Raw genomic sequence first — 11,932 nt, 5'->3', positions numbered from 1 at the left:
TAACATGCAAATAAACGACCTGCAGGTCAAAGAAGCCGTTCTGTTACCCCTTTTTACGCTGCAACGGCAAAACGCCGTTGAGCTTTTTTATACGGGCTATTTTTCCCAGCAGCATATTGTTTCGCTGGGCGAAGTCATTCGCACATGGCTGGATAAACATGAATCCTCAGCGATAACACGCAGAAAGTTGTTCTCAGCTTTTATCGAGATGGGGCAAAACATTGTGCGCTACTCCTCAGACGACCGGTATTTATCGACTGAACAGCAAGAGCTGCGCTTCGGTTCGGTCTGCTTTCATATGGATCAAACCCACTATTACCTCGAAACCGCAAACCTGGTGGGGCCGGAAGCGTCCTCGTTATTGCAGACAAATCTCGATGTGTTGCGCGGTATGTCGCAGGCGGAGATCCGCGATGCCTGGAAACAGGGGCTACGCAGTGAAGCTCCTGTCACCAGTAAAGGCGCGAACATTGGTTTGTTGACCATGGCGCGGGACACCAGCCTGCCGCTGGAATATCGCATTCACCCTCTGGCGGCGAGTTCTCTGTCCGCCTTTCACTTAAAGGCAACGTTCTGCCATGACTGATATGACACTGACGCCGGCTATTGAATTGCCCGCCACCGCCGCGACGCCGGAGGTGAAATTTGATTTTGCCACCCAACACCTGATGCTGAAAGGCGAAGCTTACCCGGAAAATGCCGCCGCATTTTTCCGCCCGCTGATGGATGCACTGGAAGGCTGGTTGCAGACTGGCCAGCAGACGCACTCGCCGCTCCAGTTGCATGTGGCACTGAGCTACTTCAACAGCTCCAGTACCAAACTGCTATTTACGCTGTTCGAAAGCCTGAATGATTACGCCAGAGGCGGCGCGGCGTGTGAGCTGTACTGGTACTATGACGCCGAAGACGATATCTCCGAGGAGTTTGGCCAGGAGCTGCGCATCGATTTCCCGTCGCTGGCCGTTTTTCTTATCCCGGACATTAACGCATGTTAGATATCAATGAGCTATTCAAGGAGGATTATTCCGTTCTCGAAGATGCCCGCCTGGCCGCTGCTGACGACAGGCTGACGGCCGATGTCTGCCGCGAAAAATTGTGGGCGGTGGCAAAAAACTACCAGCGGCTGATCCGCGAATCGTATCGCCTGATTTCGCGCAGTGATCGCGCCGAGCGCGAGCTGAATCGCATGAATGAGCAGTTGCAACAGCTGGCGGCACGCCTTGAATATGAGGCGACGCACGACCCGCTGACCGCCGTGTTTAACCGCAGCGCAATCATTAATCACATTAACCAGGGGCTGACGACCGGCCATGTGGCGCTGATCCTGCTCGATATTGATCATTTCAAACGCATTAATGATGAATATGGCCACCCGATGGGCGACCGCGTGATTTGTGCGCTGGTGGCGCGTATTCGCCGCGCCGTGCCGCAAAGCGCGGCGATTGGTCGCGTCGGCGGCGAAGAATTCACCATTGTGCTGCCAAAAGCGCGTGTCGAAGAGGCGATGATTACGGCCAGTTATATTCACTCATCGCTGAATGCCTCGCCGCTCGAGGTGCTTCCCCAGCAACTGGTGACCGCCAGTTTTGGTGTCAGCCTGGGGCATAAAGACAGCGATTTTGAGACGCTGTATAGCACGGCGGATACCGCGCTGTATCACGCGAAAAAGCGCGGGCGTAACCAGGTCGCGCTGCATGAGGATTTTTTTCGCCCACAGGTGAAAATGGGGGTGTCGTCGGAAAATGTTCAGCATTGAGGGAGTAGGCGTTTCGGCGGTGTCTGGTGGAATGGTTTGGTTCTGCAGAATGGTTTGGCATTGTGGAATGGTTTGGCATTGTGGAACGGTTTGGCATTGTGGAACGGTTTGGCATTGTGGAACGGTTTGGCATTGTGGAACGGTTTGGCATTGTGGAACGGTTTGGCATTGTGGAATAGTTCCGTTCACCAGACGTTCGGCAGACACCTGAACATCACCGCACGTGAACGGGAAAAGGGGAGCTTGCCGCGCCCCCCTTTTCAATCCCCGCGGCCCCGCGGGAAATCGGTGCTTCGCACTACGCTCACCTCCCGCATCTCCGACTTCGGCCGGCTCGACTCGACGTCCTGTCTCGTTTCGCCTCTGGTCGCCATCCCTGGCGCCCAGACCTTGTCGTCGGTGCTCCGGCTCGCCGATTTCAGCGGGGACACAACCCCACCGCTGTAATATCGTTGCTTATAAAAATCCTTTATTGCGGCTGGAACGACGTCCCGCGATATGGCTCGCACGTGCTTTTCATTCTTTCTCTAAAAAACAAAAGTTTTGCGAAGCTGCTTCCAGGAATGGTAATCCCTTCATCAGGTTAGCTATAATCCCTTGCCGCTTGTACGTGTTAGTCATATGTTCTCTCCGCGCCTGCAAAATCAGGCGTCGGGATTGGAACCCTGCTCACTCACAGGCGGCATGTTGTTATGTCGTGCGTTCGGTCATACCTCAATGGTGGGCCGAACAGGGGCGTCGTAAGACGCGCCGGTCAGTGAGTCCGGTAGTTCCAACCCTGTTCGGTCCGCCACCAATGAGATTGGAACCTCTGGTGGCGGTTAGCATCATGACTCACTTGAGGCCTTTTTATGGCTACTACCCCAACCCTGACTCAGGCGTTATTGACTTCGCCGTTCACTCACTCGACCGATTTCACCGAGCTTGCTGATAACTGCGAGCGTTTTGCGGAAGTGCTGGCGGAGTGCGATGATCCGCGATTAAAAATGGCGCTTTGCGGCAGACTTTCTGCCTGTCTTGCTCTGTTGCAACCGACGCTTCTCGAACCTGTTCCGCAAGCATTGAAAGCCTGCCTGACCGTGGAAAGTATTCCCGCGCATGTTCCCTCATTTGAACCCGAATCCGACCAGTTGTGTCGATATTGCCAGGTGCTAACGCAATTACTGATGAGCAACACGCTTGCGCCTGCATCCGAAAGCGTACTGCGGGATTTGCTCTATATGCTGGTGGCGTTTTTCGCCGATACGCTAAAAGCACCGCGCTGGTTCAAACAAGGGGATGACGTTATCGCGCTTTAATACCAGGCCCGGTGGGGTGATGCTTACCGGGTCATCTTCACGTTAAATCTGATAGTAAAAACAGCGGTACAAATGCCGCCAAAAACAAGAAGATTGCTGGTGACTTGCCACGCGGTCGGACTGATTTCCACAGACAACGCCATGTCGTGCGGTAAAAAAGCGGAGCCTGAGCCCCGCCTGTCAAAAAGTTGTCTGTCAGAAACCGTCGAACTCATCGAATTTTTTCATAGAAAACTCCCTGAACGCGTTACCCTGACAATGAGTGAAATTTCACTTAGGTGGTAATTTTATAACCGCTACAGCCGCTTCGTAATGGCAAGTCCAATGCAATCCTGCCAGATATTTCAACGTGCGGCACTGCTCGAAAAATACCGATTAGCGGTCTGTTTTTTCGGTTCTGAACCCCTGCCCTCAGCGGCTGGATTGCAAAAACTTCCTCACCCTGTCCGAATCCGGGTTGGTGAAAAATTTCTCCGGCGGTGCTTGCTCAATCAACAATCCTTTTTCCAGAAACACCACCTCGTCCGACACCTGGCGGGCGAAATCCATCTCGTGCGTCACCACCACCATGGTGTAACCCTCTGCGGCGAGATCTTTCATCACGCCCAGCACTTCGTTAACCAGCTCCGGATCCAGCGCTGAAGTGGGTTCATCAAATAAAATCACCTCCGGCGACATCGCCAGCGAACGGGCAATCGCCACGCGCTGCTTCTGCCCGCCGGAAAGCGTTATCGGATAGACATCGGCTTTATGGTTCATGCCGACCTTTTCCAGTTGCCGATGAGCAATTTCATTCGCCTGTTCACGCTTCATCCCTTTCACATGCACCAGCGCTTCGCTGACGTTGTGCAACACAGATAAATGCGGCCACAGGTTAAAACTCTGGAACACCATGCCAACCCGTTCACGGATGTGCGAGAGATCTTTATGCGACATCGCTTTGCCGGTTTTTTCATCCACACCGATGCGCTGCCCGCTGATGCGCACTTCGCCGCGATCCGGCTGCTCCAGCCAGTTCATACAACGCAGCAGCGTCGATTTCCCCGAACCGGACGAACCCAGAATACTGACCACCGTGCCCTTTTTTACTGTCAGATTGATATCACGCAGTACCTCAACGTTATCAAACTGCTTGGACAGGTTTTTGATGCTTACCGCGCTTGCTTCAGGCATGGGTCATTCCTCTTTTCGCTCCGTAATGGCTTAACCGCTTAATCAGCAACTCCAGCAGAATGCTGATGCCCCAGTACAGCGCAATGGCGACAATAAAGGCGTTAAACGGAATAAAGTACGTGGACTGCACACTGTTCGCGGCGGCGGTGATCTCCTGCACGGTAATAATGCACAGAAACGCCGTGTCCTTCAGGCAAATAATCAGCTGGTTGCCCATTAAGGGCAGCGCGGAAGAGACAATATTCGGCAAAATAATGTGCAGGAAGATCTTATAACGGGAAAAACCTTGCGATACGGCAGCTTCAATATAGCCGGAGGAGAATATTCTGCGCTGGCTACGCAATATTTCGAAGAAATAGGCACCGTGATAAATCACCAGCGCTAATAACCCTGCAGTCCAGGCGTCCATGCTGATACCTAACTGCGGTAAACCGTAATAAAGCAGATATGCCAGAATCAAAAACGGTATTGCTCGCATCAGGCTCACGAAAGCAATTATCAGACGATTTACAACACGGTTTTGATATTCCATCAAGTAGCAAAACAGCACACCAATCAATAATCCAACCACGGCGGCAATAATAAATAATTCTAACGTCGCCAGCAGCCCGTTGAAAAAACTCTCACGCGCGGCCCAAATAATTCCCCACTGATTCATACATCCTCCGCCTTTTATCGCGCCAGGCGCTTCGCTTTGCGTTCAGCTACGCCCTGCAACTTCAGCAGCAGGCCGATAATAATTACGTATAACAGCGCCGCAGCGAGGATCGGCGACAGCGGTTCATAGGTCACCGATGAGATCCGGTTAGTGACGCGCGTTAAATCCACCACGCCAATCACCGCAATCGCCGGGCTGCCTTTGATCAAAAATGACATCTCATTAACCAGCGCCGGCAGGCTTTCGATCCACATTTGCGGCAACATAATGTGGCGAAAATAGGTCCAGCGCCGCATCCCCACGGATTCCGCCGCTTCCCGCTGTTCACGGGGGAAATTACGAAACGCGTTGCGCCAGATTTCCGCGTTAAACGCCGAGGTGTTCAGCGTCAGCGCGACAATCGCCGCCAGCGTTTTATCCAGGTTAATACCGAGTGTCGGCAGGGATAAAAACAGAAACAGCACCAGCGTCACCAGCGGCGTGGCCCGCGCCAGGCTGATGTAAACCACCAGAAACTGGTCAATAAACGGGATCTTCATCATGCGGATAAAGGCGATAACCAGGCCGATGGCCACCCCGAACGCAATCGCCACGCCTGAGATCCAGAGGGTCGTCCATGCGCCTTCAATCAATAACTGCCATGAGATTAAGTCCATGTTCCCTCCTGTGAAAACGGGCGGCGGTTGCCCGCCGCAGATGACTTACAAACCGGCTAACTTGTGGAACTGATCGGCGCTGGTGATCGGCTCTTTCGGCAGTTCATAGGTTTCACCAAACCACTTCTTCTGCAGCTCAGTGAGCTTGCCGGTTTCAGTCATATGATTCATAAAACCGGTCATAAATTTCAGCAGTTCCGGTGAGTTTTTCGGGATCGGCCACGCCATGTAACCCGGACCGGAAACGGCCAGGCCTTTGGCAAAGACCTTCGGTTTGGCTTTCACCAGATCGTTGACGGAAATCACCACGTTAATCACATAATCAACGCGCTTGTTCGCCAGATCGGCGTAGGCTTCCGGGTAGGATTGATATTCCACCACCGGCCCGAGTTTTCCGCCCACTTTCTCCAGCATCGCTTTCAGCTCCGGCAAACGCGCCAGCAGTGCGCTGCCCGCCTGTACGCCCACTTTTTTACCGCTGAGATCGGCAATGGTATTTAAGGTTTTATCGTCGGCGCGTTTGACAAAATAGTGCTGCGCAGAAGCCCACGGCGGGGTGAAATTAAAGACATTGAGGCGTTCATCGGTAATTACCGCACCGGTAAGTGCCATATCATATTGACCGGTAGAAACCGCAGCGAGTAATCCCGTCCACGGTAAGATACTTTGGTTAATATTGAATTTCGCGTATTTGCGTAATTCCTCAAGCATGTCCTTATTAAAGCCATCCGTCTGCCCATTATTCATAAAATTAAATGGCGCGTAATCGTCTTCGGTCGCCACTTTCATGGTGCCAGATTTTTCAATTTCGGGTAAATCCGCTGCGACTGCGTGTAAGGAAAATGCCAAAGCGATCGTGGCTGCAAGACAATATTTGCCGAATACGTTTTTCATCTCTCCACCCTTATTTAATGTGCCAGACCGGTATATCCCAGGTGTGCCGGAAGCGTTGCAAGATATATGCCGAAACACGACATCGTGTGTTTTTCATGACTGCGTTTTTACAATAGGGAGGCTTGCGCTTTTGTGAATAGAGCCAGTTCTGGCGAATGAGTGTGTCAGTTAACAGGAAGCTGGTATGGAATTTGCTCTACTGCATAACGTGATATATCCGAAGGAGGGCAGCATGATTCGTCACCTGTTGAATGTGAATTTTGACGGCCAACGCGGGTTGCAGGAGCAAGTCCGCGAATGTTTGATCAACGCCATTCTGAGCGGGATTTTTCCGGCGGATACCGCGCTGCCCTCCTGCCGTCAGCTTGCCAGCCAGCTTAACGTTTCGCGCAATACCACCGCGCTGGTGTTTGAAGGCCTGGTCAACGAAGGTTATCTGGTGAGCCGCCCGCGCAGCGGTTATTACCTGCACCCGGATTACTACCGCTGCGGGCAAAACCCAACGCCACCTGCACCTGAATGCGAGAGCGCTGCACCACGCTGGGGCAACCGCCTGAAAATCACCCCCAGCCAGCAGGAATCAATCCTTAAGCCAGCGGGCTGGATGCACTATCGCTACCCGTTTATCTACGGGCAGCCCTATACGCAGCAATTCCCGCTTGCGAGCTGGCGCGCGGCGGCAAACTGGCTGCACGGCGGCGTGCGCGATCCGGCGTGGGTTATCGATCATATTGACCAGGATGTGCCGATGTTGATTGAGCAGATCCGCACCCGCGTGTTGCCAAAACGCGGCATCGTTGCCGCGCCGGATGAGATCCTGATTACGCTCGGCTCGCAAAATGCGCTCTATCTGCTGACGCGCTTGCTGATGTCGCCCGCAACACGCGTGGCAGTGGAGAACCCCGGGTTTCGCGAAGCCATTAACACCTTCTTATTAAGCGAGCCGCAAATCGTGCCGCACGACGTGGACAGCGAAGGGCTGGTGCTCAACGAAACGCCTTGCGACTACTACTATGTAACGCCAGGCCACCAGGTACCCACTGGCGTGACGATGAGTAAAGCGCGGCGCGCGCAGTTGCTCGATTACGCGGCTTGCCACGATGCCGTGGTGATTGAGGATGATTACGACTCGGAAAGTAATTTTATGCAAAATCCGCTGCCCGCACTGAAAGCCAGCGATCGCAGCGGGCGCGTAATTTATGTCAGCAGCTTGTCCAAAGCACTGTCGCCGGGCTTACGGCTGGGGTATATGGTTGCCGCGCCGGAAATCATTGATGAAGCACGGGCGCTGCGCCGCCTGGTGTACCGCCATCCGCCCACCAATATTCAATACCAGATGGCGCATTTTCTGGCGCAGGGGCATTACGAAACCCATTTGCGCCGCTACCATGAAGACTCCGCCCGCCGCTGGGATTGCCTGCACAACGCGTTGCACACCTTTTTGCCGGAGTGCCAGTTGATGCAGGGCAGCGAACATGCCAACGCCTTCTGGCTGCGCACCCCAGAACAGATCAACACCCAGCAACTGACCTGGCGCGCCGCCCACGCGGGCGTGTTGATTGAGCCAGGCGCGCGGCATTTTCTTGATGCTGCGCCGCCGGATAACTTCTTTCGGATGGGATTTCACGCGATCAATCCGGATGCAATTGCACCTGGCGTGGAGGTGTTGCGCGGCCAACTGGCGCAGTTGTGTTGATATTTTGAGCGGTTGCCGCCGCCTCGCAGGAAGGAATGATTAATCGCTTCCATACTGAAGCAAACCCTTTTATCGCGAGAACGCTATGCCACTGCCAGATTTTCATGTTTCTGAACCGTTTACGCTCGGCATTGAACTGGAATTACAGGTTGTTAACCCGCCGGGCTATGATTTGAGCCAGGACTCTTCACGCCTGATTGAAGCGGTAAAACACCAGATAAGTGCCGGTGAGGTCAAACATGACATCACCGAAAGCATGCTGGAGATTGCCACCGGTGTGTGCCGGGATATCAACCAGGCGGCGCATCAGTTTTCCGCTATGCAGCATGTGATTTTGCAGGCCGCATCCGAGCACCATGTGCAGATATGCGGCGGCGGTACTCACCCTTTTCAGAAGTGGCAACGCCAGGAGATCTGTAATGATGAGCGTTATAGCCGCACGCTGGAAACGTTTGGTTATCTGATGCAACAAGCGACGGTGTTTGGCCAGCATGTGCATGTTGGCTGCACCAACGGTGACGACGCGATCTATTTGCTGCATGGTCTTTCCCGTTTTGTGCCGCACTTTATTGCGCTCAGCGCCGCCTCGCCCTATATCCAGGGCACCGACACCCGCTATGCGTCGTCGCGCCTGAACATTTTCTCTTCCTTTCCGGATAATGGCCCGATGCCGTGGGTGGCGAACTGGCAGGAGTTTGAAGGGCTGTTTCGCCGCCTGAGCTACACCTCAATGATTGAAAGCATTAAAGATTTGCACTGGGACATTCGCCCCAGCCCGCATTTCGGCACCGTTGAAGTGCGGGTCATGGACACGCCGCTAACGCTTTCGCACGCCATTAATGTTGCCGGTTTTATCCAGGCGTTGTCGCACTGGCTGCTGACTGAGCGGCCGTTTAAACACCAGCCGCAGGATTATTTACTGTATAAATTCAACCGCTTCCAGGCCTGCCGTTACGGGCTGGAGGGCTTGATTACCGATGTACATACCGGTGAGCGGTACACCATCGCTGACGATCTCACTCGCCTGCTGGAGAAGCTTGCGCCGTCGGCTGATAAGCTCAATGCGGGTAGCGCACTGGATGAACTGGCAAACGTGGTGAAACGCGGGAAAAGTGAAGCACAGATGATGCGTGAATTTATCACCGATGGCGGCTCGCTAATTGGATTAATGCAAAAACATGCTGAGATTTGGGCGGCAGGCTAAAGAGTTAATTTTTTAGTTATTATTCTTAACCACAACTTAAATAACCTGCGAATCAGCAGGTTATTTTTTTCTTATTACTCAAAATAATAACCACTAAGTGGTAGATGAATTCAACAGAATTGATAAATATCAACAAGCTCTGCGTTAGAAATAAAGCCCCCGCGCCCTACTCCGATAACGAATTAAAGCAAACGAGAAAATGAGGCATTTGTATGAGATGGATTTACCGGTTATCAATGAAATTTAAATTATTACTGGCTTTACTGCCTTTATTGTTTGCCCTCATATGGTTAGCAACCAGCGGCATCCTGGCGCGCGTGGAAACAGGCCAGCAGATGCGCACCATCATGTCATTAACGGATCTGGCGAAAAATGCCGGCGGCGTTATTCATGAATTACAAAAAGAACGTGGCATGAGTGCAGGATATATCGGCAGTAAAGGTCAGCAATTTAACGCTGAGTTATCTGCACAATATATTCTCTCTGATAAAGCACTGAGCCAATTAGCTGAAGCGTTAAAAGAATTCCCGCTCCAGCGGGCGAATAATGATATTCGTCATGCACTCGATCAATTCCGCCAGCATCAACAAGGCATAACTGATTTTCGCCAACAAATTCATACCCTCAGCGTAAGCGGTACGGAATCGCTGACCTGGTACAGCACCATTATTAGCGATTTACTTAATGTGGTGGGCGGCATTAGTCAGTTGACGGACAACGGCGAAATTGTGAATCAACTGGCGGCATATTACAGCGTGCTGAATGCCAAAGAGCAAACCGGCGTTGAACGTGCGCTGATGTCCAACGTGTTTTCCGCTGACCGGTTTACCGACGGGCAGTTCCGTCAGTTAAACGAAGTGGTTGGCAAGCAACTTTCCTGGCTGGCGGCAACGCGAGCGTTCAGTACTGCCGCCGTCAATGAACGGCTGGCGGCGCAACTGCAAACCCCGGAAGTGACGCGCGCGCTTGAGATGCGCCAGCAGGCAATTGATCATGTGGCGACCGGCGGTTTTGGCATCGCGCCGACAGACTGGTTTAACGCCCAGACTGCGCGCATCAATACGCTGAAATCTGTGGAAGATGCCGCAGCAAATACCTTACTGCTAACGGCAAAAGGTCTGGCAGATAACGCCTGGCGCGATGTGATCGTTTTTGCGGTGATAAGCGTCGCAGCCCTGGCGATCGCGCTGTTCTTCGCCCTGCTGGTGGCAAGCAGTATTCATCGCCAGTTGCACCATTCACTGGCAACGATTGAAGGGATGGACGGCGATCTCACCCAGCGGCTGGATGTGCCGGGAAGCGACGAGCTGTCGTTGCTGAACCGAGCTTACAACCAGGCCATCGAGAATATTCAGCATATTGTGAGCGAGATAAAACACGGTGCGGGCGTGCTGCGCGGCGCCAGTTCCGAGATTGCCAGCGGGAACCAGGATCTGGCCTCACGTACGGATGAACAAGCCGCGTCACTGGTGGAAACCGCGGCCAGCATGGAGCAGATCGCAACCGCAGTGAACCAGACGGCGGATAACGCCAACGAAGCCAAACGGCTGACGCAAGAGATGGAGCAACACGTGCAGGAAGCAAGCCGGGTGGCGGGTGAAGCCAGCCAGAGCATGATTGCCATTCGCGGCTCCAGCGAGCAGATCTCAAATATTGTTAGTTCAATTGACGAAATCTCTTTCCAGACCAATCTGCTGGCACTGAATGCGGCAGTGGAAGCCGCACGCGCCGGTGAGCTGGGCAAAGGTTTCGCCGTGGTGGCGAGCGAAGTGCGTAACCTTTCGCAGCGGTGCGCCAATGACGCGCACCAGATCCGAGAACTGGTGAGCAAAAACATGGAGCAGATCCAGCAAGGCGTCACGCTGGTGCAGGCTTCTGACCGCGCGCTGCAATCGGCAAAAGCCCATACCGGGCAGATGCTGGCGTTTGTCAGCGATATTGCGCGTGCAGCGAGTGAGCAGTCGCTGGGCGTGTCGCAGGTGCATCAAGCCCTGAACCAACTGGAACAGGTCACCCAGCAAAATGCCGGGCTGGTCGCCAGCGCGGCGACCGCCAGTCAGATGCTGGATCAACAATCGGAAACCATGGCGACGTTGGTTGACCGCTTCGTCGTAGCGTAAAAGCCTGTCGGGGAACGTTGCGCAGCGCGCCGCTTTCCCCGACAATGCGGCTTTTCACCATTGATTAACGCTTATGAAACACTCGCTCGAACCGCTGCTTACGCTGGCAGGCATTCTGCTGATGGCCTTTCTCTCCGTGCTGCTGCTTCCCGCGCCCGCGCTTGGGTTGCAACTGGCGCAAAGCCTGGTGCAGCGCTTTCATCTGCTCGATCTAACCCAGCTTTACATCATTCTTTACTGCCTGTGGTTTTTGTTGCTCGGCACCGTGGAGTTTTTTGTGGTGCGCTTTATCTGGAAGCGCTGGCTCGCCGTTTGAAAACGCACTATTTCCCCTCCCTGCGCGTGTACGGTGGGGAATCTCCCCGCCTTTTACCCTCGATAACTATTCAAAAGTCATTCTAATTTTTTGAATACTACGCGCAAATAGTTCAGCTTTTTCTTTCCACGTCATCGGCCTATCATTCGTTTCATCAGGGC

The 11,932-nt window shown here is 53.4% G+C and carries 13 protein-coding genes; 9 read left to right on the top strand and 4 right to left on the bottom strand.

Annotated features, from left to right (window positions below; genetic code table 11):
- The first annotated feature begins 4 nt into the window (after window positions 1-4).
- The 5 genes from JKP81_RS00875 to JKP81_RS00855 all read left to right on the top strand — a co-directional run bounded on the left by JKP81_RS00875 (window position 5) and on the right by JKP81_RS00855 (window position 3,054).
- Window positions 5-586: a SiaB family protein kinase gene (locus tag JKP81_RS00875; protein ID WP_234455451.1), complete on the top strand. Its 582-nt coding sequence runs from the start codon at window positions 5-7 to the stop codon at window positions 584-586.
- A complete protein-coding gene (locus JKP81_RS00870; RefSeq protein ID WP_200550242.1) occupies window positions 579-995 on the top strand; it encodes a DUF1987 domain-containing protein in 417 nt (138 codons plus the stop codon). The genes JKP81_RS00875 and JKP81_RS00870 overlap by 8 nt, the downstream gene beginning before the upstream one ends.
- Window positions 989-1,756, top strand: a complete 768-nt coding sequence (locus tag JKP81_RS00865) for a GGDEF domain-containing protein (protein WP_200550241.1) — start codon at window positions 989-991, stop codon at window positions 1,754-1,756. The genes JKP81_RS00870 and JKP81_RS00865 overlap by 7 nt, the downstream gene beginning before the upstream one ends.
- Before the next feature lie 26 nt (window positions 1,757-1,782).
- Complete coding sequence (locus JKP81_RS00860; protein ID WP_200550240.1) at window positions 1,783-1,935, top strand: hypothetical protein; 153 nt, start codon at window positions 1,783-1,785, stop codon at window positions 1,933-1,935.
- A gap of 672 nt (window positions 1,936-2,607) precedes the next feature.
- Window positions 2,608-3,054, top strand: a complete 447-nt coding sequence (locus JKP81_RS00855) for a hypothetical protein (RefSeq protein ID WP_200550239.1) — start codon at window positions 2,608-2,610, stop codon at window positions 3,052-3,054.
- A gap of 411 nt (window positions 3,055-3,465) precedes the next feature.
- Here JKP81_RS00855 and JKP81_RS00850 read toward each other — a convergent pair whose 3' ends face one another.
- Genes JKP81_RS00850 through JKP81_RS00835 form a run of 4 tightly spaced genes read right to left on the bottom strand, consistent with a single transcriptional unit; the run spans window position 3,466 to window position 6,435 of the window.
- Window positions 3,466-4,227, bottom strand: a complete 762-nt coding sequence (locus tag JKP81_RS00850; protein WP_200550238.1) for an amino acid ABC transporter ATP-binding protein — start codon at window positions 4,225-4,227, stop codon at window positions 3,466-3,468.
- On the bottom strand, window positions 4,220-4,885 hold the full coding sequence (locus tag JKP81_RS00845; protein ID WP_200550237.1) for an amino acid ABC transporter permease: 666 nt from the start codon (window positions 4,883-4,885) through the stop codon (window positions 4,220-4,222). Before JKP81_RS00845 ends, JKP81_RS00850 begins: the two co-directional genes overlap by 8 nt.
- Window positions 4,886-4,899: 14 nt before the next feature.
- On the bottom strand, window positions 4,900-5,541 hold the full coding sequence (locus JKP81_RS00840) for an amino acid ABC transporter permease (RefSeq protein ID WP_200550236.1): 642 nt from the start codon (window positions 5,539-5,541) through the stop codon (window positions 4,900-4,902).
- A 45-nt stretch (window positions 5,542-5,586) separates the two neighbouring features.
- Complete coding sequence (locus JKP81_RS00835; protein ID WP_017458708.1) at window positions 5,587-6,435, bottom strand: transporter substrate-binding domain-containing protein; 849 nt, start codon at window positions 6,433-6,435, stop codon at window positions 5,587-5,589.
- A 232-nt stretch (window positions 6,436-6,667) separates the two neighbouring features.
- On the opposite strand from JKP81_RS00835, the gene JKP81_RS00830 reads away from it, so the two are divergent.
- The 4 genes from JKP81_RS00830 (at window position 6,668) to JKP81_RS00815 (ending at window position 11,771) form a co-directional block, all read left to right on the top strand.
- A complete protein-coding gene (locus JKP81_RS00830) occupies window positions 6,668-8,131 on the top strand; it encodes a PLP-dependent aminotransferase family protein (RefSeq protein ID WP_200550235.1) in 1,464 nt (487 codons plus the stop codon).
- An 85-nt stretch (window positions 8,132-8,216) separates the two neighbouring features.
- Complete coding sequence (locus JKP81_RS00825) at window positions 8,217-9,335, top strand: YbdK family carboxylate-amine ligase (RefSeq protein ID WP_200550234.1); 1,119 nt, start codon at window positions 8,217-8,219, stop codon at window positions 9,333-9,335.
- Between the two features lie 212 nt (window positions 9,336-9,547).
- Window positions 9,548-11,455: a methyl-accepting chemotaxis protein gene (locus JKP81_RS00820; protein WP_200550233.1), complete on the top strand. Its 1,908-nt coding sequence runs from the start codon at window positions 9,548-9,550 to the stop codon at window positions 11,453-11,455.
- A gap of 73 nt (window positions 11,456-11,528) precedes the next feature.
- The gene (locus JKP81_RS00815) at window positions 11,529-11,771 is read left to right on the top strand and encodes a DUF1158 family protein (protein ID WP_175273339.1); all 243 of its coding nucleotides are present in this window, start codon (window positions 11,529-11,531) and stop codon (window positions 11,769-11,771) included.
- The last annotated feature ends 161 nt before the right edge of the window (window positions 11,772-11,932 follow it).

The organism is Kosakonia sp. LAM2021 (assembly GCF_016620385.1).
GTDB lineage: Bacteria > Pseudomonadota > Gammaproteobacteria > Enterobacterales > Enterobacteriaceae > Kosakonia > Kosakonia sacchari.
Note: the sequence above shows the minus strand (reverse complement) of the source record. Positions and strands in the feature narration are given on the sequence as shown.